Raw genomic sequence first — 24244 nt, 5'->3', positions numbered from 1 at the left:
AGCGGGCAACTAGCCCGTCTGCTTTGCGTCGTCGCCCCACGTCGCTGCGGTTCCGAGTTTTTCTACAGACACTGAAAATACATATCCAGCCCCGCGTTCAGTCTTGATGTAACGAGGATTCGATGGATCCGCTTCGATCTTGCGCCTCAATCGCAAGATCTGTACGTCAATCGACCGGTCATACACATCATCATAGAGACGGCTCGACTCGAGCAACTGCTCGCGCGTGAGTATGCGTCCCGGCGACGCGAGAAATGAATTAAGCAGGGAAAACTCTCCGTTGGTGAGCGACACACGTTCACCTGCCGGCGAAGTGAGCCTGCGCGAACCGAGATTGAGTTCCCAGCCGTCGAAACGGTACGCACGCGCATCCGATTGCCGGCCCGTCGCGACGATAACCGCAGCGGAGCGCCGAAGTAGCGCTCTTATGCGGGCGAGAAGTTCGCGTGAGCTGAATGGCTTGGTCATGTAATCGTCCGCGCCCAACTCGAGCGCCATCACGCGATCGGCCTCATCGAGCCGCCCTGAAACGACGATGATGGGAAGCGACGACTGTTCGCGGATGCGGCGGGCGATCTGCATGCCGTCCTCACCAGGCATCCGCAAATCGAGAATGATCAGATCAATTGCAAACTCGCTGAGTGCTGCCGTCATTTCCGTCCCGTTGCCGGCAACGGTGACACGCAAGTCGTTGTCACTCATGTACCCGGAAATCAGTTCGCAGATAGCCGGGTCGTCATCAACCACGAGAACGTGAGGAGGATTGACGTCGCTCATAGCAGCAATGCCGAGTTGAAGTGGATGGTCATTATCCGCCGAAAGGCAGCAACAGTCTCGCCCTTAAAATGCCGTCGCCGGCTCGTCGTCTGCGGTGTCACATAACCCCATCGAACGCCTCTCGTCAGCACGCTTGCGGTAACTTCCAGGTGCCGCCCCCGTTACTCGTTTGAATGCATGAGCAAACGCACTCTCAGACGTGTATCCGATCGCGTCGGCAACTTCGGCAACCGACGCGCCTGCGCTCAGTTTTCGCTGCGCGAGCCGCATGCGCCAGTTGGTCAGATAAGTAAGGGGCGGCACGCCCATCACTTCGCGAAAGTGGACAACGAAAGTCGTGCGTGACATGCCAGCTTCCTTTGCCAGATCCTCCAGATTCCAGGCGCGGCTGGGCTCGGCATGCATCGCGGCAAGGGCCGGAGCGAGTCGCCGGTCACCCAGGGCCTTCAGCCAGCCACCGTCGTTCGTCGGCGATTGCAGCACATAAGCTCTTAGCGTCTGCACAAAAAGCAGCTGTGCGAGTTCGGCCAGGATGACGCTGCCGCCTGGCCGCATCGGTGGTTCCATCTCAAGAACGATTTGTCCGAGCAACCAACCAAGGCTTGCGGCCTCCAGTTGAGCGCCAGTTACACGAATAAATGGCGGAAGGCCGCCGAGAAGCAAGGGCTGGTCACCTTCGTCTATCTTCACCATGCCGCCCAGCATGACAAAATCGTTGCCTTCTCCGAGTCGATAATTGCCATTCCCATCCGCAGCGAGCGGCGTCGTAGGGGCATCCATTGTGAGATGCGGTTCACTCGCCAAAACCAGCGGACGCGAGCCATTCATGACCAGAATGTCACCGCGCTCGAACGGTAAAGGTTCTGCCATCCCGGCCATAAAAAACCAGCAGCTTCCTTCGATGGCAGCGCATATTTTCACGGCATCGAGATTGTCAAAGCGACGCCCCCAACTTCCACCGGCGATGAGCCGCCCGGAGAGGCTGCATCGCGCACGCACGAGGGCTAACAGTTCTGAAAGGAGGTCGGTGGCCATTTGCGAACTATCGCGCACAAAACTCGTCCTTTCAAGCATTCCTGGTACGATCTGCGCCCGATATAGTCCAGTCCTCCATCAAATGAACGAAGTGACAACATGACAACCTTGCAAACCCCTATCGGTTCCGGATTCGGCCCGGCTTCCACCGCAGCCGAAGTCATTGCAGGCGTCGACCTGACTGGCAAGCACATTGTCGTCACAGGTGGGTATTCAGGAATCGGCGTTGAAACGGTCCGGGCTTTCCGCTCGGCCGGTGCGACGGTACTCGTACCCGCTCGCGACATGGGTAAAGCAAAGGAAGCATTTCACGATATTCCCGGCGTGCTTCTGGACGAGATGGACCTGCTCGATCCGGCTTCGATAGATAGGTATGCTGAACGTGTTCTCGCAACTACCGATGCGCTTCACGTCCTCGTCAACAATGCAGGCGTCATGGCACCACCCTTGTCGCGGGATGCGCGTGGTTACGAATCCCAATTCTCCGCTAACCACCTCGGCCACTTCCAGCTCACCTGCCGACTCTGGCCTGCTCTTCGGCGCGCACATGGGGCTCGTGTCATCGCGCTCAGTTCCTATGGGCATCGGCGCGCTGGAATCGACTTCCATGATCCCAACTTTGAGGTACGGGAGTACGATCCGTGGATTGCGTATGGTCAATCCAAGACCGCAAATGCGTTGTTCGCCGTCGCACTGGACTCGATCGGGCAATCTCAAGGCGTTCGTGCGTTCTCCGTGCATCCCGGCGGCATCGTAACGGACCTTATCCGGCACATGTCCCAAGCGCAGATCGATGCGAGTGACATCATCGACCAAGCCGGCAAGCCCATCATCGATCCGAAGAATAACAAGAAGACACCGCAACAGGGCGCCGCCACGACTATATGGTGCGCGACAAGCGCGCAGCTCGACGGGATGGGTGGTGTCTATTGCGCTGACTGCGAGGTCGCACCCGCATTGCCTTCCGACGACTCAATGGAGTTGGTGGGCGTACGGCCGCGCGCGACGGATCCTGTTTCCGCGGGACGTCTGTGGCAACTCAGCGAACAACTAACCGGTACCTGTATCGATTGATAACGGCCCGATACGTCCCAGTTGAGATCGCCGCGCAGATGCGCGCGCTGTGGGAAGCACGCCCACCGTGCGTGCCGATCGGCGATATGAAGGGACATCGTTTCGAATGTAGTGGCTTTGGGCCCGGACATGCAAGCCACCCCGTGTCTGGAGGTTAGTTGCGCTCGACTCTCATGACAGATGCCGGTTTGTGGGTGCCTCGCCGGCAGCGGCCACTGACGGTTTGTCAGCCACGGGCGCGGCGTGCATGCCTGGGCGAGCTCATCCAGATCGACGGCAGCGACCACCGCTGGTTCGAGGAGCGCGCGCCGGCCTGCACGCTGCTGGTGTGCTTGGACGATGCGACGAGCCGTCTGATGCACCTGCATTTCACGGCGACGGAATCGACCTTCAGCTATTTCGAAGCGACCCGCGCGTACATCGAACGCCATGGCAAGCCGGGTGCGCTTTACAGCGACAAGGCCAGCGTGTTTCGCAGCGCGGCGGCCAGCAAGACCGGCAACAGCATGACCCATTTCGGCCGTGCGATGTATGAGCTGAACATCGACACGTTCTGCGCGAACAGCAGCCCGGCCAAGGGACGTGTGGAGCGCGCGCACCTGACGCTGCAGGACCGGCTCGTCAAGGAGCTGCGGCTGCGCGGCATCAATACGGTAGCGGATGCCAATGCGTATGCCCTCACCTTCATGGCGATCTATAACGCGCGTTTCGCGAAGCCACCGAAGAGCGATTTCGACGCGCACCGGCCACTGCGAGCGGACGAGAACCTCGATCTGCTGATGACGTGGCGCGAGACGCGCCGGGTCACGAAATCGCTGACGGTGCAGTATGACCGGGTGATGTACCTGCTGGATGACACGCCAGAGAACCGGAAGCTGATCCATCGCTACATCGACGTGTGGGAATATCCGGACAGCCGCATCGAGATCCGTGCCGATGGTCGGGTGCTGCCGTACCGGCAGTACGACCGGTTGGCTGATGTCGATCAGGGCGTTGTGGTTGAGCACAAACGGCTGAGTCATGTGCTTCAGGTGGCGCAGGCGATTCAGGCTCAGCGCGATAACCGAAGGGCCTCCGGCTCGCCTTCCCGGACGCATCAAGGCGAGCCGGTTCGCGCCAAAGACCGGCTACCGGGCACGAAGAAACAACGCGAGTTCACGCAGGCCGATGTTGAGCATGTGATTGTGGATCTGGCGCAACGCAGGCAGGTACAACAGCCACCGGGCAAACCTGGGCGGCGGTCTGCAAAGGCTGGTGGCCCTGGCATCAACGCCCTGCCCGTTCAAGCGTCAACCTTCGACACTGCGTGAGCTGTAACCCGCTAAAGACAACCCTTTAACCCTGAAACCCGACATTTCTATTTAGCTGGGACCCCGACATCTGAAAATGGCTTTGACATCGTCTATACCAATCTGTAGTCCTTAGGATCTGCATAGGTTCGGATTCGTGCCGTGGTCAGGACGGCAATGAAGATTTGAGGGTCGCATTTTCACGCGCCCGAGGTTCGCGCGTTCGCCGGCGCCAGACGCTTCGAGCCGGGTCAGATGACGTTGAGCTTCAGGGTGTCCGCAAGTTGCAGCACCTTTGTCCGTAGCGGCTCGACAGCCATCGACTCGTCGCTGACGACCGTCAGGCATGAGGACGGAAGCCGTTGGCCAAAAAGCATCACGCATCGGCCTGAATCATCCCTGCGGGAGCCGTATGCGATGGCCTGCGCGCCCGGGCACTGGTCGTATGCCGCCTGAGACCATTTCCGTGTCGAGTCGTAGACGGCCGGCAGGCTGTCTATCAGGTCCGCCCGTGTCAGGTCCAGCGCAGGAAGGCATGGCGTGTGAAAACTGACGCACTGGATCGGATCTGGAATGGTGAGCCTCGCGAGCCGGAAGTGCGTCAGCCGGTCGAGGTCGAAGATGCCCGGTGGACTCAGCGGCACGTCATGGAACAGGGACTCCATAACGGCGCAGGCGAATGAGCTCGCAGCATAGTACGTGTGAACCGGCGAGCCATCCGCACAAGAAATCGGCGCAAAGCGGCTACTGCCCCAGCCCTGCGCGAAGGTCGTCGCGGTCGTTGCATGCGGGTGCGTGCAGTACGCGTGATACCAGACCGGTACGTCTTCCCACGTGACAGATATGACGGTGAAGGCTTCCGCGCCGTCAGGCGTGTGCGGACCGGCCATCAGGCGACGTACCCGTGACTGGCGTGGCGCGCCGCTGCTCCGACCACCGCGTCGTGCCGGTCAAGGGCATCCCGCGGAGCCACAGGTTCACCATCATGGTCGCCAGTGCCAGCGATCCATCCGTTCGGGAAATGAAACCAGGCCGCGATCTTCCAGGTGTCTGCGACCGGACCTAGCGCCTCGAGGATGTCCTTGATGACAGGCAGAGGCTGGAACATCGCGTCGAACTGGTAGCCCGCGTAGTATTCCTTGCCGTTGAATGCCACGCTAAAGAGCCGCCCCCGGCGCTTCCAGTCACTCGCAGGCTGAGCCTTGTTGGTGGGCGGCGTTGCCTGGAGCCTGTTGATTTCCTCCGCCGTATGCCAGTCGCCTCGCGCAAAAACCTCGCGCATGGTCTTCTGGCGCCGGATGCGCTCCTCGATCAACGCGGGCGTCGGCGCAGCCAGGCCAGTGATCGCGCGCGCAAGGTCATCTGCGCGCAGGAAAACCTGTGTTTCCCACTGAGGCGTGGCCAGAAGAACAGTCAGCAACTCCTGCATACCCTTTTTAAGGGTAGAGGCGACGGCCGGATCGGTTCCCCGCGGGAGCGGCAAATTCAACACGACATCCGTGTTTGCATCATCATGAACCTGAATCATGACTCCCTCCGGTAGTTTGCGAAACTGCCAACATTATAGACGATGTTGGCAAAATCGCAATTTATGGAGGTGGTGAGCCGCGGAGCAATGGGGGAGGTTCCTCAAGGGTAATATGTGGCCCCATTATCCATAGCCTGACACGGTCCCGTCGCATCGAGGCGCGGGCGAGCGCCACAGGCTGCACGGGCGTACCTGCCCTGCTCCAGGTGCTCGCGCCCCGCAAGGCTCCCTGCGGTGGAACTCTCCGCCCGAAACATCGGGACGGGGCAAGCCGGTTTCCACGCTGCGCTTTGATCTCTCCCGGCGTGTGAAGACTGCGCCGGCGTGGGGGCTGTCCCACTCTCCGCCGCGCCCGGTGACCACCTCATCGCAATGTTCATCGGCGAGCGAGTCGTGGCGACCGGCACGTCCAGGAGCCCCCGTGTCACGCCCGTACCGCTGGATCGCAACCCAGCTAATGGATGTCACAATGGCGGCAGGGTGTCCCCCGCTTTCACCCGCATCAATATCTCAAATCAGAGCTGTCAGCGTGCGGTGACCAGCTCCCGGCAACCTGATGGCATCATCTCCCCCGTGATCGCAGGAAGAACCGATACAGCAAACACGACATGGCACACGAGCGTTGCGAACAATGTGGCACCCTGACGCCGCCCTGGGACACGATACACTGCGGCTCCGGTGACGGCCGCTACGAGTTGCTCTGCAGCCGTTGCTTCAACGCCAGGATTGCCGAGTCAGCCGGCTTCACTGATTTCGAGAATGTCCGGCTTGATCCCATACTGATGGCCGACTACAGCGGAGAGTCGCACCAGTTCCACTTTCAGATCCGCCTGCTGGGCGACGGGCTCGCCCTGGATGCATTCGAGCTTCGCGGTGATCTTCCCGCTGGCTACCGCTTCCAGCTGATCGGCGAGCCCGACGACGACGTGCTCTTATTGCTCGGGCGCCTCGTCGAGAAGATGCGCCGCGCACTCTCGGTTCAGCACATTGATTTTCGTGAACGCAGGATCATCGACAGCACGGTGCGCGGGCGCATCGAATGGGACGAGGCGCAGGATGGGCACTTGCCACTCGTCGTGGTCGACGGCAAGGAAGTCTCGTGGAACGATCTTGGGCGAATGCTGATGAGCATGGAAGGATGGCAGTTCAGGCTCGATATCGCAGATCCCAGCGAAGAGCTTTGAGTCGGGGCACCACCGCCACAGAACTGCCGTCCCGCGATTGCCAGTAGGCAGTGCACTGTCGTTGCTCCAACGCGGCCCCGCCAGGCGACAAGGCTTCATCGCCGGAATAGCTTACGACGGGCGCCCGTCGCACGCATGTTCCCTCACCTGGTCAACAGTCAGGAGACCGATTCCACGACACGCAGTGCGGCGCGAAGTGGCACCGTCATTGTGTCCCGCGTCACTGCCGGTGTGTGACCAGCCGCAGCATCTCAGCGCGTAGCCCGGAAATATCGAGAACATGCGGCACGCGTGTCACGACGGCCCGCCCTCCACTACGCGCTCAAGGTCATCTTCGCGGGCGCCGCGGCGTGGCTGCGCTCGCGGGAACCTGGAAGGCTGGCACCGTGGCTGCCGCCGGTTCATTCCTTAGGGTGCTTCATGTTTTCCGATTCGATGGCCGCATGCCATTCCTCGCTCGCCTCATCGGGTTCCATCGCGTCATCGACGGACGCGCTTGCGCGCTCGGCGGCCGCCCTCGCTTCGTCTGCCTCGACTTCGTCTCCCGCATCGGCGACCTCGAGAGGCTGGATCATGTCCCGAAGCATGGCGTCCAGTTCGGGCGTGTCCCATGGAAGGTGACGCTGCATTTGTACCTTGATGTAGTGCCTCACTTCCGCATCTTGTTCAGCGGTCAGAGGTAATCCCCGGAATGTCCTTTCCGGGCCGAGGTCGATCATGGCTCCCTCCTGTCGCTGGCAGCTACTCTCCAGCAGGGTAACGCTGGTGTCATGCCTCCGCACCCCGAGCGAACGCACCCAGCAGCGCGGTGAGAATGACGTCCGGCCAGAGACAAGCACTCAAGCGGCAACTTCTGGTGGCTTTACATGACTGTGTCCCATTGTCGTATCGGATTCAATTTGATGCGCTAAAAATCAGGCACGATCGGGCTCGCAGCAAGTCCCCCTCGTGGTTCGCAAGGGAGGTCGAATGGCTTCAGGTTCGCACATGGCTTTTGCCAGGAACCGGGCGGGTCCGTGTGCACCCGGGCCGATGGAATCCCGTTCGAGTTCTTTGCCGAGACACTGGCCGGAGCGCTAATCATCCAGATCGCGATCAAGTCGCTGCGCAACCCAACGACCCGATCGACCACCCGAGCTCTGATGGACCGCGACCTTTTCCGCATCCTCGAACGCCGGAACAATTCTGTAGCGCATGGACAGCCAGATCTCGACCCCGGGCGAAGTCCAACGGCTGCTGGAATATTTTGAGGATGGCCATCCCGCAGTATTGGTGGCGACCTTCGTACAGGACATCAAGTTTCGGCTTCATGCCCCCGAGCGCACCGTTGTGGCGCTGCTGCGCGAGGCCGATCTGGTAGTCGCATAACCGGCCGCTAGTCGACAGTCTAGTTGGAACGATGAGAGGCGACCTTTGATTCGATTTCGGATATTCGACGGCGCCTGGGAAAATTCAATTGCTTTGCATTCCTACCCTTCTCCCATTTGAGAAAAGCGTTTCGAAGCGTTCGCTCCGCTTCACGGCTGCGTCCCTGTAGCAGCATGCGCAGTTTCGCCCGCATTTCCTCAACCGGCAACTCACGTAACCAGGGATCAAAGCGACTGTCTTCGCTCCCACTGGATTCTGGGGCCAATAATGATGGGCTGGCCTCCGCGGCGGCGGCGAGCCAATCCGCATCCAGCATCAGAAACTCGGCCAGTGCTACCTGTGCGGGCGTCAACGCCTGTAATCCCGCAGGCACCGGCGGTTCGATTTCATCTTCGTGTAGCTCATCATTCCCGTGTCGGGCAAGCCACCCAAGATAAAGCGGGCGAGCATCGCCGGCGAGCAACTCGTCGCGTACAGGCAGCAGGCGCGTCATCCACCCCCCACCATCCATCTCCTCCGAGAAGCGGGCATGTTCGCCCGAGTCATCGTTGAACGACCAGTCGAGGAGGCACCAGTCATCGACGTCCATGGCCTCGAATGCTTTCTCGAAACGGGAGCGCCTCTTTCGTCCAGCCTTGACGTAATCGCGGATGGTCGCCGCGTCAAACGTCCCGTGCGGCAGGCGAAGAAGCAGGCGGCAGCTCCCCCAGTTGGAGGAGTAGACATGGGCATCGAAATATTGCCGTACCCACTCGAGCGGGTCCCCGGCCAGCGCGTCAAGAGCCGCCAACTGGGTGGCGCGCGCTTTTCTGCCGAGCCGTCCGTGCAGCACGAACAGCGACTGCACCGTATCTTGCAGCATCTGCTGCAGGCTTTCGAGATGTTCCGTCCGCTCGGTGAGCACCAGCACGTTCCGCCCCTGCCCGTACTGTTCACGTACAGCCGCCGCGATCATCTGCGTGCGCGGGAGGTCCTGCGCGAGCCGTGCGAACACCGCCTGGATTGGCGCGTCGGCCGCGACGTCCACTGCGGAGGTGAGCCTTTGCGGGAAGACCTCAAGCACCTGCGGCGCGCTGGCGGGCGATTTCGCTGCATGCCGGATCGGTCCGCAGAGCATGAACATCACCGGTTGCTGGCTGTCTCGCCGCACCGGCGTCGCCGTCAGGCCGAGCACGTAGCGTGCATTGACGCCCTTTAGCACGGCCTCGAAGGAATCCGCGGAGACGTGATGACATTCATCGATGACGACATGGCCGTAACGCCGCAACAGCTCGCCGCGGGCACCATCGGGGGCCACGGATTGCAGCATCGCGACATCGATCCGGCCCGTCGCCTTCGACTTGCCGCCGCAAATCGTGCCGATCTCGCGCGCGTCGAGTGCGAGAAACGACTGCAGGCGCTCGCGCCACTGGTCAAGCAGCTCCCGGCGGTGCACAAGCACGAGCGTGTTGACGCCTCGCTGCGCGATCATCGCGGCCGCCGTCACGGTCTTGCCGAACGCCGTCGGCGCATGCAGGATGCCGGTATCGTGTCGCAGCAGGTCGGTGACGGCCGCCTGCTGGTCATCGCGCAACGTGCCGGCAAACGGAACTGCAAGCGGCCCAATGATGCGTGGCTTGTCCCATACCCTGAAGCCGCGCGCCTGGGCCCGGTAGAACTCCGGATTCTGAAAGGCGGCCAGCCGGATGAGCCGGTTGAGCAGTGCCTGCGGAAGCTGCGCCTTTTCAAGATAAAGCTGGTTCGCGAGCGTCAGCGTGAGCGACGCCGGCATCGTTCCGGCCAGCCGCTTCGGCTGCGCGGGCGCTGGCTTCCACGGTTCGGCCTGGTCCTCCTCGGCGATGAACGCGACATCTTGATATGGCCACGACATTATATGTAGTAGCTTTATAGATGGAATGGTCGCCTCCGCCTTAACGGGCCGTCCGGCGCGCGCACGCCGACTCACTGCCCCAGTTGCTGAGCCGCCTGCTCGATCAACGCGGCGACTTCCTTCGGATGCGACTCATAAACCGAATGGCTGGCGCCATCGATTTCCACCGTCTGCGCGTGAGCGCGCTTCGCGTACATGCGCTCGAGGTCCGGGTTGATGATCTTGTCCGCCTTCGCGACCAGATAAAACGTCGGCTTGATCTTCCATGCCGGATCCGGGATCTCCGACGCGAATACACGCGCCGCGGTCGGCATTTGTTCATGGGCCTCGAATTCAGCCTGCGCGATCGGGAGGTCGGCGGCAAAATCGCGCGGATAGTCGGCGGGATTCAGGTACAGATAGTCGTCGGCTGTCTTCACGATGTCCTCATGGGGCGTCGCGTTCGGATAACGCTTGCCATTCGAGACTTCGGTCTCGCCGACATCGAGTGCATGAGCGGCAATGTAGACGAGCGACTTCACGTGTTCGTCGTTGCCCGCCTCCGTGATGATCGCGCCGCCGTAGCTATGGCCGACGAGCACGCACGGGCCGTCCAGACTATCGATGACGCGTTTCGTCGCCGTCACGTCGTCCTTGAATGACGTCAGCGGTTCCTGCACGAGCGTCACGTTATAGCCGTCCTTCGTGAGAATGTCGTAGACCGGACGCCATCCGGCGCCGCCCACAAAGGCACCATGCACGAGGACGACGTTCTTGATGGGCGCGGCCTGCGCTGTCGTAGCGGCACCGGCAACCAGGCAAAGCGCCGCTGCAGCATGAGCAACGGCAGAACGGAAGGAAATGAAAGACATGGCAGCTCCTTGGAATGACGCGATGTGAACGAATCGATTGACAACACGGCCAGTCTAGAAAGCCGCCTCGAACGGGAGGGTTACCCGGTCATTACGAAAAAATGACGTGCCGGCGCCGAGGCATCGAATCAAAGGGACGGAAGATTCGTTATTTTCTTGTAATGACTGGGTAACCTTGGCGACCGGAGCGCCTACCTACACTGCAACCACGCAGTAACGCCTTGCCTCGCTTAGCCATGTTTCAAGTCGCTCGTTCCTAAGCCTGTCTTCGCGTCCATGCACAGTCGATGCAGCGGCTTTCCTTCCCGACTCATCCGCTCTGCGGATATATAGGAGTATTGATCATGTCCAGACTTCTTCTCAGCATTCTCGTCGCGGCTTCCGCGGTCGCCGTCCCGGCATATAGCTTCGCGCAGTCCACTCAGCCGCTGACCCGCGCCGAAGTGCGGGCGGATCTCGTGCGTGTCGAGCAGGCCGGATACAGCCCGGGCCGCGGCGACGACATCGACTATCCGGCAGACATTCAGGCCGCCGAATCCAAGGTCGCAGCAGCACAATACGCGCAAGATTCGGCGCAACGCGACATGGGTGGCGTATCGATGGCGGGCAGCTCGGCCGCGGGTTCGCGTACGCATACGCCCGCACCGTCCACCTGTGTTGGCCCGGCCAGCTATTGCATGACGTATTTTGGCAGCTGAATCGCCGTCGAACTATATTTAGTGATCCTGTTGAGACGGCCCGCCTTCCGTGGACGGCGAGCCGATCTCGCCCGTTGCCAGGGCGAGCGTCGCCGCGGCAGAAAGCGCGGCGCTGTAGCTGTCGGCATAGGCGTTCTGCGCGGCGAGTAGCTGATTCTGCGTGAGGAGCGCATCGGTGATGGTGCCGACGCCGTGCCGGTACGCGGCGAACGCCGCATCGTAGGTCGTCTGCGCGGCCTCGACCAGCGCCTTCGCGGCGTCGTTCGAAGCGAGGCTCGTGGAAAGCCCGTTCTGAGCGGCAACGACCTGCCGGACGGCCTCTTGCCTCGTATGGGTCAATTGCGCGGCCGCACTGTCCGCATCGTTGCGCGCCTGCATCAATACGGCGGAACGCAAGCCGCCGTCGTACAGGGGAATCGTCACGCCGAGGAAGATGCTGCCGCTGCGGCGGCTGCCGTTCAGGTTCACCGTCGCCGCCTGATCGCCGACCGGGGGAATCGCCGTGATCGACGTCGTCCCGGTGCCGTACGCGGCCGCGGCCGAGAGGAATATCTTCGGCATGAAGGCGGATTCGGCCGCGCGGATCTTCGCCTGGTTGGCCTGTTCCAGCGCATAGGCGCCCTGCACGTCCGGCCGTCGCGCAATCGCATCGGTCACGATCTCATCGACGCTCCGGTGCAGCGCCGGCGTGAGCGTACGCGCCGGCAACGGGGCGATCAGCGGTTTCGACAACGGCGAAATGCCGAGCGCGGAGACGAGGCCCAGATAGCTGTCGCTTAGCGCGCCGTCCGCCTGCACCTTCAGGAGATTGGCCTGCGCACGGTTCTGCGTGGCCTGCGCGACCTCGACCACGGTGCCTACGCCCTGCTTTCGCCGTGCGCGCGCGGCGCTGAGAATGCCGTCCGCGTTGTCGAGCGCCTGCTGCGCGGTATGCTCCCGCGCGTTCGCGGCTTCATACGTGTAGTACGCGATGCTCACGTCGTGGATCACGTGCTGGTGAACCGACGTGAAGGCGACGTTCGCCGCCACGGAAAGCTGCTTGGCCGCGTCGAGGTGCGCGCGGCGGCCGCCGAAATCGAATAGCAGCCATTGCAGCGAGAGCACCGAAACCGTGCCGTGAATGTTCGAGTTGGTCGATGTGGTGCCGAGCAGCGGCGTCGACGCCGCGCCGCTCGCCGCTTCGTATCCGCCCATGGCGGTGGCGGTGAGCTGCGGCAAGTAGGCGGTCTTCGCGATACCCGCTGCGAGCGCCGCATTGCGCGCGTCGTTCCAGGCGACGCGCGTGAGCGGGTTCGTCGACTCCGCGAGATCGATCAGCTCGGGCAGCGTGTACGCGTGGTTCGCATCGAGCGCCGCCGCGGGTTCGATCGAAGCGAGCGCGGCGCTGCGCGGCAACGTGTAGCCCGCCTGCGTCGCCTCGCTGGCACTGCGCGGCGGCCCGGGCGCGATGTTGCCGCCGGCGTCCGTCTGCGGCTGCCAGGGACGGTCCGGCGCGGCAGGCGCGAGGTCGATCGACGACGTCGCACACCCTTCGAGGCCCGCCATGGCGAACGCGGCAGCCAGCGCGGCGGCCAGGACGATGAGCTGGGGCGTCGATTCAGGGGCGCGCATCGGTCGTCGTCTCCCTGGCCGAAGCTGGGCGCGTGATCTCGGCGATCTGTCCGAACCGCTTTGCGATGACGTTCTGGAGCGCGTCGAGCGCGGGGTCGGCCGTGCGGTCCTCCGCGGCCTCGGCGTCTCGCGTCAGCGTGGCGGCGGCATGCAGTGCGGCTTGCACGTGCGCGTCGTCGCCGGCAGCGAGGCGCTGGGCGATTTCCCCAAGCCGCGCCGCGCCCGCGCGCCCTGCCGCGAGGATCAGCGGCGCCTCCAGCGCCTCGAGCTCCGCGAGTGCGCGCCGCCGGCTCGCGACCCACTCCGGTTCGGGACGCACCCACGAAGGCTCGTAGTGAATCAGGCCGATATCCTGGCGCAGTCCGCCGTATTGGGCGAGCGCGCCCGCCGCGAGCGCGCTGCGCGTGCGGGCGTCCGCCGCGCGTGCGATGCGGCTCCACTGCGCAACCAGCGCCTTGAACGTCGCGTCGATCCGGCTCGCGATGCTCACGGGCCAGACGCGCGTGAAGACCAGATAGATCACGACGTTGCCGATCAGGATGCCGATCACGCGGTCGCGTGCGAGCGTGAGGTCGAACGCCGGCGCCGCGCCCTGGATCACGCACAGGAAGAAGGCGAACGCGATCTGCATGCCCGCATAGGCGATCCGTGCGGACCCCATCGCCACCCACGCGGCCAGCCACCCACCCACGAACACCAGCGCCATCAGTTCGCCCACCGAGGTCAAATGAGGCGTGACGAACACGATCGCCGCCGTGCCGAACAACGCGCCGATGAGACAACCCGCAATGCGCAGAGTCAGCTTCTCGACGGTTTCGGCCGTGGTGCTGAGCGACACCATATAGCAGGTGATGAAGCACGTATGAATGCCCTGCCAGTCGAGCTGCTGGTACAGCACGTAGCAGAACATCGCCGCCGCCGTGGTCTTCAGCGCGTAACGGACGTGATCGGGATTCGAGAAAGCATCGGCGTCGAAGAAGCCGCTGCGTTCGGCAGGTTCGGCGGCTTTTTCGGGCGCCGGAGCCGGCGCGGCGGCGGGCTCCGCAGGCGGCACCGCGAAGCCCTCCAGCGCGGCGCGCAGATCGGCGAGCACGAGCGCCGGTAGCGCAGCGCCCTCGGGCAGGTCCGGCGCCTCGAGCGTGACATCCACGGGATAGCCGCCCGCCTCCAGCATCGCGGCCATTTGCGTCATCGTTTCGGCAAGCTGCGCCGCGCATGCGTCGGGCAGGCGCGCGCCGGGCTCGCTCGCCGCAAAATCGGTCGCGACCAGGATCGCCGTCGTGGACGCCGCCGCCTGGCGCAGCGCCGCGCCGTCGGCCGGCGCCAACGTGCCTTCGAGCTTCGAGAGCTTGAGCCACGTGAGGATCTGGTGATCGCCCTCGCGCATGCACGCTTCGAACGCCGCGCGCTCCTCGTCGCTCGCTGTGCCCGCGAGGCGGCGCGCAGCGAGCCTCAGGCGCCGTGCAAGCTGCGCGGTGGCGAGCCGGCGCGGCGACGGCGCGATCACGACGTTCACGACGACCGCCACACCGATCGGAATCGCAACCATCAGCCATGCGTACATCAGGCCGCGCGTTGCCGCTTCGCCAAGCGGCGCGAGGCCGAGTTCGTCGAGTCCGAAGCCGACGATCATCGCCAGGATCGCGCCGATCGGACGAAGCTTGCTTGCCGACGTGGCGAATAGCAGTCCGAACGAAAGGAGCGCCATGCTCGCCACCCGCAGCGGCGGCTGGTCGATCGTGAAGATCGCGAAGATCATCACGATCCCGATGATTACGGTCACGAGCAGCATCAATGCGATCGACATGACCACGCTCGTCATGCGGTCGGGTCGGTTCAGGAAGAACACGATATAGACGGCAGTCGCGGCATCGGGCGTGCCGTAGCCGACCGTCACGAGCACCGTGAGCGCGCAGATCAGCGCAATGCGTGTGACGATCGCGGCGCGGCCCGGAAACGGCGCGAGCAGCCTGGCGATTTCCCGCGGACCGGGCCGCCTGATGTCACCGGCAAGACTGGCCATGCCGGACCTCGACGATCGCGCTGGCGCCGATGCGCACCAGTTTGTTGACCGGCGCGTCGATGCGCACGCGAACCGGGAAGCGTTGCGCGACGCGCACCCAGTTCACCGACTGCTGCACGTACGGCAGGCTGCGCGGCAGGTTCACGCGGTCCGTGTCCATGATCCCGGCGCCGATGCCGATCACCTTGCCGCTCATCGGCTGTCTGCGGTCGATCATCGAGTAGACGGTGGCGCAGTCGCCCACCTCGATGGCGCGGAGCGCCGTCTCGCGGAAGTTCGCCACCGCAAACCATTCGCCCGAGTGAACCAGCGTGAAGATGGACTGGTTCGGCGCGACCGTCTCGCCCGCGAGGATCGTCAGGCCCGTCACGTAGCCGTCGAACGGCGCGCGCACGACCGTATCGTCGAGGCCGCGCTGCGCGATGGCCAGCGCTGCCTCGCGCGCATGCAGTGCCGCGATCGCGTCGGTGTCGTCGCCTATCGTCTGAGCAGAGGAACGCTGCTGCACCTTCGCCTGCGCGAGCGAGACGCTCGCGTCGCGCTGCGCGACGACCGCCTGGTCGAGCTGCTGCGCGGACACATAGCCTTGCGCCTCGAGCGGCCGAAGCCGGTCGACGCTGCGCGTCGCGAGATCGTAGTTGTGCGTCGCACGACGGGTCTGGTCGGCCGCGATCGTCGCGTTCGAGGTCTCGCCGATCAGCGTGCGGCGGCGCGTGGCGAGCGCGGCGCGCGCCAGCTCGACTTCGGCCTGCGCCTGCGCGACCGCGAGCCGGTACGGCACCGGATCGATTTCGAACAGCACGTCGCCTTTGGCGACATGCTGGTTCTCCTCCACGGGCACGCGTATGATGCGGCCGCCCACGGGGGACGCGACGTGGACGACGTCCGCGTCGATCGACGCGTCGTCGGTGGACGGATAGCGCGACGACCGCTCGTACGCGTACCAGAGCGCCGCGGCGCCGAGCAGGACGATCACGATGGCGATCGCACGGCCCTTCCAGGCATGTCGAGGATTCTGGCCGGCCATTTTCATGTCAGAGCTGCCCCGTTCCCCACAGCCAGACGAGCACCCCGGCGACGATGCCGATCGCGGTGCAGACGGACAGCTGGTACGGCACCACGCGGACCCAGCCGGTCGAGATGAACACGCGATGCGCGACGAGCGCGCCCACGATGCCGATCACGGCGCTCACGAGCCAGTACGGGAAGTACGCACCGAAGAGCGACCAGGACGGCGCGCCGCGGGCCACGCAACCCGCAAGCGGCATGAAAGCCAGCAATGAGCAAACGACAGCGAGTCTGGGCCATGTACGTTGTTTCATCGCGTCTTCTACGCTTCATGACTGGAATAAACGCTGAATTCCACTCGTACGGACAACCCATGCGCGCACCGATGGGTTGCGTCCCGCATTCCCAATTCAAGGCAGCCCATCATAGCGCGGTTTGTCGCACCGCCGCCCCTGGGGCGCCTACTGGCTGCGGGGCTCGCGCTGCCGCGGGAACACGAGCGTAAAGCGCGTCACGCCGTTGCTGCTCGATGCTTTCCACGTGCCGCCGTGCAGCAACATGATGCCGCGCACGATCGAAAGCCCTAGCCCGCTCGACTCCGACGAGCGGTGCCGTGACGGATCGGCCCGATAGAAGCGGTCGAAGATCCGCTCGAGATGATGTGGCTCGATCGTCGGCCCGCGATTCTCGACATGGAGCGTCGTGGCCTCCGGTCCTTGCTGCGCCACGGTCGAGATCGCCGTCCCCGGTTCGGCATACCGCAAGGCATTCGCAAGCAGATTGCCCAGCGCACGGCGCAGCAGATCCGGATCCGCGCACACGTGGCCTTCGCCGCGCCACTCGAGGCTCACGTTGCGGTCCTCCGCGAGACCTTCGAAATACTCCTGCATGCGCTCGAACTCCACGGCGAGCGGCAGGTCCTTGCGCTCGATGGCGTTATCGGCCTGCTCGGTGCGCGCGAGAAACAGCATGTTGTCGATCATCTTCGACAGGCGTTGCAATTCCTCGTAATTCGAGCCGAGTAGCCGCTGGTAATACGCAGTGTCGCGCGTCTGGCTCAAGCCGACTTCGGTCTGCCCGAGCAGATTGCCGATGGGTGTGCGCAGGTCGTGCGCCATGTCGGCCGATACCTGCTTCAGTTGCGTGAAACCGCGCTCGAGCCGGTCGAGCATGCCGTTGAACGCCGCGATCAGCGCGTCGAGTTCGGGCGGCGCGGCACGCTGCTCGATGCGCGTCGAAAGCGTGCTGATGCCGATCGCCCCGGTTTGCGCAGCGAGCACGCGCAACGGCTGCATGTTGCGGCGCGCCAGGACGAAAGCGAGCAAGGCAACGATGGTCGCGCCAGCGGAGGCGAATAGCAGTATCTGGTTGCGGTATGCCCGCAGCAGTTGCGTGCGCTCGGTCAGCAAGCGGCCGGAGATGATCTGCAGGTCCTGCTTGCCGGCGATGTCGTGCGCCGCAGCAGCGACGTAGATGAACGGCGTGCCATCGGCCGCAGCCGTATGCTGGACCGCGCCGAGCGTGAGCGGCACGTCCACCGGCACGGGTTTCATGTCCGGCACCGCCCGGTGGCCGGGATTCACCGTAATGAGCGGCGCTTCGCCGGGAAAGCCCACGATCAGCAGCGATTCCGTATTGCCGAGCATGTTCGCGAAGAGATGGGGCTTGTCGCGAATCAGCGCGCGCACGTCGACATCGTTCATCAGCGTGCGAAGCTGGTCCACGCGCGTCACCAGCGCCGCGTCGTCGCGCACCATCAGTTGCCGCTCCAGGCCGCGATACAGCAAGGTGCCGAGCAACGCCATCGCGGTGAATACGATGAGTGCGTATAACAACGCAAGGCGCGTGGTGAGGGAAAGCCGCTTCATGCTTCGTACTCGAAACGGTATCCCACGCCGTGAATCGTATGGATCAGACGAACCGGGAACGGGTCGTCGATCTTCTGCCGCAGCCGGCGCACCGCAACATCGACCACGTTGCTATCGCTGTCGAAGTTCATGTCCCAGACGCGCGAAGCGATCAGGGCGCGCGACAGCACCTGGCCTTGATGCTCCAGAAAGAACGCCAGCAGGTTGAATTCCTTGTTGGTGAGCGTGAGGCGCACGCCGCCCCGGTCGACTCGCCGCTTCGGCACGTCGACCCGCAGATCCCCGACTTCGAAGACCTGCTCTTCCTGCTTTTGAGGCTGGCCGCGCCGCAGTATGATGCGGATGCGCGCCAGCAACTCGGCAAACGAGAACGGCTTGACGAGATAATCGTCGGCGCCGAGATCGAGGCCCTTGAGCCGGTCTTCGAGCGTGCCGCGTGCGCTCAGGAACAACACGGGCGTTTTGATGCGGGCACCGAGCTTCTTCATGACGGTCCAGCCGTCCATCTCCGGCATCATCACGTCGAGCAGGATCAGGTCGTAACCTATCTCCTGCGCGAGGTGCAGCCCGTCGATGCCATTCGTGGCCACGTCCACCACGTAGCCGGCTTCCGTCAAGCCGTTCTGGATGTACTCGCTGCTCTTGACTTCGTCTTCGATGACGAGGATTTTCATGGCGTCCGATCCCTGCACTCTCATGCGCGTGTCACTGATTCTGTGCTCGTTTGCGCCCCTATACCAGCCGGGCTTGAAAGCAGTCTAGGCAGTGCGCTCCAACAGGGGCGTTACTCAGTGATTACAGAGAAATGACAAAGTGCAGCGTGTTCTCTCCCTGATATTTTTTTGTAATGACCCGGTCACGCTACTGTTTTGACCGGGCGCCTAGACTGCGAATCCGTTGTACCGCAGACCGACTTGCGCAGCGCTATTTCCGCGGAGTGCGATTGATCACCGGTACCGCACATTCCTCCCATGACCCAGCTTAGGAGTCCTCCATGGAAAACACGCAAAACACGGCCAAACTCACCCAACGCATGACGATTGGCGACTTCCTGCTGCGCCGCCTCGAGGAAGCCGGTATTCGTCATTTGTTTGGCGTCCCGGGCGACTACAACCTCACGCTGTTGCAGCAACTCCACGATAGCGGTGCGCTGGAATGGGTCGGCACCACGGGCGAGTTGACCTCCTCCTATGCCGCGGACGGGTATGCGCGGCTGAACGGCCTCGGCGCGCTGCTCGTCACGAACGGGGTCGGCGCCTTGAGCGCGCTGAACGGTGTGGCCGGCGCGTATGCCGAGCACGTGCCCGTCATCTGCATCAGCGGTTCGATCCCGCTGCGCTCCATCGATCGCGGCCTCGGCATGCACCACACGATGGCCGACGGCAACTTCGACCACTTCCTGCGCGCCTATGCGGCGGTGACGGTGGCCCAGGCGAGGATCACGCCGCGCAACGCCGTCGTCGAGATCGACCGGCTGATCCTCACCGCCTGGCGGGAAAAGCTCCCGGTCTATCTGGAGCTGCCGTCGGACATCGCCTATCTCGAGATCGAGGTGCCGGCCTCGCCGCTCGTTCTTGCCCACGTTCCGAGCGATCCGGAACGGTTGCAAACGTGCATCGCCGCGCTCGCCCAACAGTTTTCCGCAGCAACGGCACCGGCGATCCTCGTGGATACGGACGCCGACCGGTTCGGCGTCGCCCCCGAACTCGTGGCGCTCGCGGAAAAGCTGCAGGCCCCGGTCGCGGTGATCAACGCCGCCAAGGGGGTGATCGACGAATCGCACCCGCATTACCTTGGCATCTATGCCGGCAAGGGCAGCGAGCCGGGGGTACAGGAGACGATCGAGAGCAGCGACTGCCTGCTCGCCGTGGGCTACCGGCCAATCGAGGTGACCACGGGCGACTTCACGGCGACGCTGCCCGCCCGCACGATCCACGCGCGTGCACACGCCGTGGACGTCGGCGAAGACAACTATCAGGCGGTGACGCTCAAGGAAGTGCTACGGGGCGTGATCGATGCCATCCCGCAGGTTGCGACGCGCGTGCAACGCCCGGTTGATGCGCCAGCGGCCCGCATGCACGTCGAGGCTGCCGCGAAGCTGACGCAATCCGCCTACTGGCAGGCTGTCCAGGATTATCTGCGGCCCGGCGACGTCCTGTATGTCGACAATGGCACGTCGTTTTCCCTTCTCGGCCTGAAGCTGCCGCCGGGATGCACTTTTATCGGATCGATCAACTGGGGATCGATTGGCTATTCGGTCGGCGCCCTGCTCGGCGCGCTGACTGCGGCGCCTGAGCGCCGCCACGTGTTGCTCATCGGCGATGGTTCGTTCCAGGTCACGGCGCAGGAGTTGTCGACCATCCTGCACCACGATCACAAGCCGGCGATCCTGCTGATCAACAATGGCGGCTACACCATCGAACGCGGCTACCTCGGCAAGACCGAGCCCTACAACGACATCGCGAACTGGGCCTACGCGGAGCTGCCGAAAGTGCTCCACCCAGGCGCCTCCGTGCAGTCGTTCGTGGCCAGGACCTGCGGGGATCTGCAAAACGCCCTCGCCGCGCCAAACGACAAACTGGTTTTCGTCGAATCGATCATGGACGCCTGCGATGCACCCGCGCCAATCACGCGCAGCAGCAATCTGGGCGCCGAACTCGACTACGGTCCGCGCGGCCCGCAGCATCGCGAGGGTCTCCAACTTCGGTAAAAAGCGCCGCCTCGCAAGGACTCAGGTCTGCGATGGCGGCGTGTGTTATTTCTGGCGCAAGAAGCCGGGCAGGCAATCAATGCTGCGCAATCTTCCCACCGAGTTCATCGTCGACGAACGCGCGCACGATATCCCTGAACGATGCGTCGCCCTGCAGGCCAAGCTGCGTCGCTCGCGCAACGTCCCACTGCGCGGGCCAGCTGCCGACGATCTTCTCGACCCGCTCGTCCGCCTTCCATTCGATCCGTGCGGCGACGGCATCGCCCGCCACGTCCCGCAGCGCGGCGATCATCTCGTCGACCGTCACCGACACGCCCGGCAGATTCACCGTGCGCCGGTTGCCGAGCGCCGCGCCGTCGATCTCGCATCCGGCGACGAGACACTCGATTGCCTTGCGCGGCGACAGCAGCCACAGTCGCGTCGAACCGCTCACCGGGCACACGGCCGGCTCGCCGTTCAGCGGCTCGCGAATGATGCCGCTGGCAAACGAGGACGCCGCCGCATTCGGCTTGCCCGGCCGCACGCTGATGGTCGGCAGACGCAGCACGCGGCCATCGACGAAACCGCGTCGCGAGAAGTCGTTGAGCAGCAACTCGGCGACGGCCTTTTGCGCGCCATACGACGACTGTGGATTCAAGGCGGTTTCATCGAGGACGACGGCGGGCAGATCGCCGCCATAGACGGCGACCGAACTCGTGAACACGACGCGCGGCCGATGCCCGCGCTCGCGGCACACGTCGAGCAGCAGCCGCGACGCGTCGAGATTGATGCGCATGCCGAGCTCGAAGTCCGCTTCCGCCTGGCCGCTGACGATCGCCGCGAGGTGGAAAATCGCCGCGGTCCTGTCGTCGATTACACGTTCAAGCACGCTGCGCTCGGCAATGTCGCCGACCTCGACACGCACGCGTTCGTCAGCCGGTCCCGGCGCCGCGACGACGTCGAGCAGCACCAGTTCGGTGATCGGCTCGCGCTGCCCATCTGCGCCCTTCAGTTCGCCGCGTGCGAGCAGTTCGCGCGCGAGACGCTGGCCCAGAAATCCCGCACCGCCCGTGATCAGTACTTTCATGTCGCTGTCGTTCCTCAGTGTGTCCGTCGAATGCGCTCAGGTATGTGTGCTCAGCTGCGCGCCTTCACGTACGGCCTGATCCATCCAAGCCCTTCCGATGTGCCGGCGCGCGGCCGGTATTCGCAACCGATCCAGCCGTCGTAGCCAAGTGCGTCGATCAGCGAGAACAGATACGGGTAGTTCACTTCGCCAAGATCCGGCTCGTGCCGCTCGGGCACGCCGGCAATCTGGATATGCCCGATGCCCTTCATGTCACGCTTGAGCTTGACGGCGAGATCGCCTTCGACAATCTGGCAGTGGTAGAGATCGAACTGCACTTTCAGGTTCGGGGCGCCCACTTCCGCGCAGATGGCCTGCGCGTCGTCTTGCCGGTTCAGAAAGAAGCCGGGAATATCACGCGTGTTGATCGGCTCGATGACGACGGTGATGCCGTGAGCCTGGGCGGCCTGCGCCGCATAGGCGAGGTTCTTCAGATACACCTCGCGATGTGCGGCACGCGATTGCTCAGGCTTGATCAACCCGGCCATCACGTGCAGCTTGTCGTTGCCGAGCACCCGCGCGTAATCGAGTGCGGTCTCGATGCTGCGGCGAAACTCGTCCACGCGGCCCGGCAACGACGCGATGCCGCGTTCGCCCGCCGCCCAGTCACCCGGCGGCGCATTGAAGAGCGCCTGCGTGAGCCCGTTGTCGTCGAGACGCTGCTTGATGTCGGCGGCCGGAAACTCATAAGGGAACAGAAACTCCACGGCCTCGAAACCGTCGCGCGCGGCGGCGGCGAAACGGTCGAGAAACGCGTGTTCGTTGTACATCATCGAAAGATTGGCGGCGAAGCGTGGCATCGAAACGACTCCTTGAATACGGTTAGCGGTTCACGAGCCGCGCGGGCGTCAGCCAGACGGCGAGCGCGCCGATCACGAGCATCGCGGCAAGCACGTACATGCCGGACTGCGTGCTGTGCGTGAGATCCTTAAGATAGCCAATCATGTACGGGCTTGCGAAGCCCGCCAGATTGCCGATCGAATTGATGATCGCGATGCCCGCAGCCGCCGTCGCGCCGGACATGAACGCCGTGGGCAGCGACCAGAAGAGCGGCGCGCAGGTCAGCACCCCCGCAGCGGCGATCGACAGGAACGCAATCGACACAGCCGTGTTATTCGCGAACGAAGCCGCGACCGTGAAGCCGACCGCGCCCGCGAGCGCCGGCCCGATCAGATGCCAGCGCCGCTCGCGGCGCTTGTCCGCGCTGTGGCCCATCACGTTCATCACGACGATGGCGACGAGAAACGGGATCGCGCTCAGCAGGCCGATTTCGAACGCGCCCGTCACACCGGTAGACTTCACGAGCGTCGGCATCCAGAACGTGAGTCCGTATTGGCCGGTGACGAACGCGAAATAGATCAGCGACATCCACCACGTGCGCGGATCGCGAAACACGGCGCCCAGCGAATGCGACTTCGCTTCTTCCTGCGGCTGCGCGGCGATTTCGTCGGCGAGCAGTTTCTTTTCGCGCGGCGTCAGCCATTTCGCGCCGGCGATGCCGTTGTCGAGATACAGGATGGTCGCGATACCGATGGCGATGGCAGGCACCGCCTCGATCACGAACATCCATTGCCAGCCTGCGAAGCCGTGATGGGAATTGAAAGTCTGCATGATCCAGCCCGACAACGGATTGCCGAAGATGCCAGATACCGGAATCGCCGACATGAACACGGCAATGATCTTCGCGCGGCGATGCGACGGGAACCAGTAGGTCAGGTACAGGATGACACCCGGATAGAAGCCCGCTTCGGCGAGACCCAGCAGGAAACGCAGTGCATAGAACTGCATCGGAGTCCGTACGAAAACGAACACGGCGGAAAGCAGGCCCCACGTGATCATGATGCGCGCAATCCAGATGCGCGCGCCGAGCCGATGCATCAGGATATTGCTGGGCAGTTCGAAGAGAAAGTAGCCGACGAAGAACACGCCCGCGCCGAGACCGAATACGGTCTCGCTGAACGCGAGATCCTGCGACATTTGCAGCTTCGCAAAGCCCACGTTGACGCGGTCCAGATACGCGACCACGTAGCACAGCATCAGAAACGGCACGATGCGCCAGAACACCTTGCCGTAGGTGCGTTCGATTTCGGCCGCGCCGGGTTGCCCGGCGGCGTCGGCGGTGGATGCGGGGCGAACCGATGCCGCCTGATAGCTCGTCATGCGTTGTCTCCTTCGGGTTGCCGCCGGTTGCAGGCCGTCCGCTTCATGCCGGACGGCCCCCCGGCTTTTTGCCTGAGGTGGGTGA

22 protein-coding genes are annotated in these 24244 nt (G+C 63.6%); 6 read left to right on the top strand and 16 right to left on the bottom strand.

Annotated features, from left to right (window positions below; genetic code table 11):
• Positions 1-9: 9 nt before the first annotated feature.
• Complete coding sequence (locus AB4Y44_RS31400; RefSeq protein ID WP_342920173.1) at positions 10-777, bottom strand: response regulator; 768 nt, start codon at positions 775-777, stop codon at positions 10-12.
• Between the two features lie 63 nt (positions 778-840).
• Complete coding sequence (locus tag AB4Y44_RS31395) at positions 841-1812, bottom strand: AraC family transcriptional regulator (protein ID WP_368701744.1); 972 nt, start codon at positions 1810-1812, stop codon at positions 841-843.
• Between the two features lie 99 nt (positions 1813-1911).
• On the opposite strand from AB4Y44_RS31395, the gene AB4Y44_RS31390 reads away from it, so the two are divergent.
• Positions 1912-2886, top strand: coding sequence for an oxidoreductase (locus tag AB4Y44_RS31390; protein WP_368701743.1), 975 nt, complete (start codon positions 1912-1914; stop codon positions 2884-2886).
• Positions 2887-3059: 173 nt separating this feature from the next.
• A complete protein-coding gene (locus AB4Y44_RS31385; RefSeq protein WP_368701749.1) occupies positions 3060-4196 on the top strand; it encodes an ISNCY family transposase in 1137 nt (378 codons plus the stop codon).
• A 230-nt stretch (positions 4197-4426) separates the two neighbouring features.
• Here AB4Y44_RS31385 and AB4Y44_RS31380 read toward each other — a convergent pair whose 3' ends face one another.
• Together AB4Y44_RS31380 and AB4Y44_RS31375 are read right to left on the bottom strand one after the other, a co-directional pair.
• Complete coding sequence (locus AB4Y44_RS31380; RefSeq protein WP_342920170.1) at positions 4427-5065, bottom strand: RES family NAD+ phosphorylase; 639 nt, start codon at positions 5063-5065, stop codon at positions 4427-4429.
• The gene (locus tag AB4Y44_RS31375) at positions 5065-5703 is read right to left on the bottom strand and encodes a hypothetical protein (RefSeq protein WP_342920169.1); all 639 of its coding nucleotides are present in this window, start codon (positions 5701-5703) and stop codon (positions 5065-5067) included. Before AB4Y44_RS31375 ends, AB4Y44_RS31380 begins: the two co-directional genes overlap by 1 nt.
• A 608-nt stretch (positions 5704-6311) precedes the next feature.
• Here AB4Y44_RS31375 and AB4Y44_RS31370 point away from each other — a divergent pair.
• Complete coding sequence (locus tag AB4Y44_RS31370; RefSeq protein WP_342920168.1) at positions 6312-6887, top strand: hypothetical protein; 576 nt, start codon at positions 6312-6314, stop codon at positions 6885-6887.
• 401 nt (positions 6888-7288) lie between these two features.
• Here AB4Y44_RS31370 and AB4Y44_RS31365 read toward each other — a convergent pair whose 3' ends face one another.
• Entirely contained in the window at positions 7289-7606 is a 318-nt protein-coding gene (locus AB4Y44_RS31365; protein ID WP_342920167.1) for a hypothetical protein, read from the bottom strand.
• A 475-nt stretch (positions 7607-8081) separates the two neighbouring features.
• Here AB4Y44_RS31365 and AB4Y44_RS31360 point away from each other — a divergent pair, with 475 nt between their 5' ends.
• Positions 8082-8255, top strand: a complete 174-nt coding sequence (locus AB4Y44_RS31360; protein ID WP_368701742.1) for a hypothetical protein — start codon at positions 8082-8084, stop codon at positions 8253-8255.
• Between the two features lie 19 nt (positions 8256-8274).
• Here AB4Y44_RS31360 and AB4Y44_RS31355 read toward each other — a convergent pair whose 3' ends face one another.
• Together AB4Y44_RS31355 and AB4Y44_RS31350 are read right to left on the bottom strand one after the other, a co-directional pair.
• On the bottom strand, positions 8275-10125 hold the full coding sequence (locus tag AB4Y44_RS31355; protein ID WP_368701741.1) for a DEAD/DEAH box helicase family protein: 1851 nt from the start codon (positions 10123-10125) through the stop codon (positions 8275-8277).
• A gap of 71 nt (positions 10126-10196) precedes the next feature.
• Complete coding sequence (locus tag AB4Y44_RS31350; protein ID WP_342920163.1) at positions 10197-10976, bottom strand: alpha/beta hydrolase; 780 nt, start codon at positions 10974-10976, stop codon at positions 10197-10199.
• 344 nt (positions 10977-11320) lie between these two features.
• Between AB4Y44_RS31350 and AB4Y44_RS31345 the strand changes: the two genes are divergently transcribed.
• Positions 11321-11674 (top strand): DUF4148 domain-containing protein, encoded by a 354-nt coding sequence (locus tag AB4Y44_RS31345; RefSeq protein ID WP_368701740.1) that lies wholly within the window; start codon positions 11321-11323, stop codon positions 11672-11674.
• A gap of 18 nt (positions 11675-11692) precedes the next feature.
• On the opposite strand, the gene AB4Y44_RS31340 is transcribed toward AB4Y44_RS31345, so the two are convergent.
• The 6 genes from AB4Y44_RS31340 to AB4Y44_RS31315 all read right to left on the bottom strand — a co-directional run bounded on the left by AB4Y44_RS31340 (position 11693) and on the right by AB4Y44_RS31315 (position 18858).
• Entirely contained in the window at positions 11693-13285 is a 1593-nt protein-coding gene (locus tag AB4Y44_RS31340; RefSeq protein WP_368701739.1) for a TolC family protein, read from the bottom strand.
• Positions 13272-15308 (bottom strand): FUSC family protein, encoded by a 2037-nt coding sequence (locus tag AB4Y44_RS31335; protein WP_368701738.1) that lies wholly within the window; start codon positions 15306-15308, stop codon positions 13272-13274. Before AB4Y44_RS31335 ends, AB4Y44_RS31340 begins: the two co-directional genes overlap by 14 nt.
• Positions 15289-16341 (bottom strand): multidrug transporter subunit MdtN, encoded by a 1053-nt coding sequence (mdtN, locus tag AB4Y44_RS31330; protein ID WP_342920159.1) that lies wholly within the window; start codon positions 16339-16341, stop codon positions 15289-15291. Before mdtN ends, AB4Y44_RS31335 begins: the two co-directional genes overlap by 20 nt.
• Before the next feature lies 1 nt (position 16342).
• On the bottom strand, positions 16343-16630 hold the full coding sequence (locus AB4Y44_RS31325) for a hypothetical protein (protein ID WP_342920158.1): 288 nt from the start codon (positions 16628-16630) through the stop codon (positions 16343-16345).
• Between the two features lie 147 nt (positions 16631-16777).
• A complete protein-coding gene (locus AB4Y44_RS31320; RefSeq protein WP_368701737.1) occupies positions 16778-18184 on the bottom strand; it encodes a heavy metal sensor histidine kinase in 1407 nt (468 codons plus the stop codon).
• Positions 18181-18858: a heavy metal response regulator transcription factor gene (locus AB4Y44_RS31315; RefSeq protein ID WP_368701736.1), complete on the bottom strand. Its 678-nt coding sequence runs from the start codon at positions 18856-18858 to the stop codon at positions 18181-18183. The genes AB4Y44_RS31320 and AB4Y44_RS31315 overlap by 4 nt, the downstream gene beginning before the upstream one ends.
• 359 nt (positions 18859-19217) lie before the next feature.
• Here AB4Y44_RS31315 and AB4Y44_RS31310 point away from each other — a divergent pair, with 359 nt between their 5' ends.
• The gene (locus AB4Y44_RS31310; RefSeq protein ID WP_368701735.1) at positions 19218-20894 is read left to right on the top strand and encodes an alpha-keto acid decarboxylase family protein; all 1677 of its coding nucleotides are present in this window, start codon (positions 19218-19220) and stop codon (positions 20892-20894) included.
• A gap of 76 nt (positions 20895-20970) precedes the next feature.
• On the opposite strand, the gene denD is transcribed toward AB4Y44_RS31310, so the two are convergent.
• Genes denD through AB4Y44_RS31295 form a run of 3 tightly spaced genes read right to left on the bottom strand, consistent with a single transcriptional unit; the run spans position 20971 to position 24159 of the window.
• Positions 20971-21960 carry a D-erythronate dehydrogenase gene (denD, locus tag AB4Y44_RS31305; protein WP_342920154.1) on the bottom strand — a complete coding sequence of 330 codons (990 nt, stop codon included), beginning with the start codon at positions 21958-21960 and terminating at the stop codon, positions 20971-20973.
• 50 nt (positions 21961-22010) lie between these two features.
• Positions 22011-22799: a 2-oxo-tetronate isomerase gene (gene otnI / locus AB4Y44_RS31300; protein WP_368701734.1), complete on the bottom strand. Its 789-nt coding sequence runs from the start codon at positions 22797-22799 to the stop codon at positions 22011-22013.
• Between the two features lie 22 nt (positions 22800-22821).
• The gene (locus tag AB4Y44_RS31295) at positions 22822-24159 is read right to left on the bottom strand and encodes an MFS transporter (RefSeq protein ID WP_368701733.1); all 1338 of its coding nucleotides are present in this window, start codon (positions 24157-24159) and stop codon (positions 22822-22824) included.
• Positions 24160-24244: the final 85 nt, after the last annotated feature.

The sequence above is a fragment of the Paraburkholderia sp. BR10937 genome, from assembly GCF_040965695.1.
Lineage (GTDB): Bacteria > Pseudomonadota > Gammaproteobacteria > Burkholderiales > Burkholderiaceae > Paraburkholderia.
The sequence above is the reverse complement of the archived record's forward strand: the minus strand, read 5'-3'. Positions and strand labels throughout refer to the sequence as shown.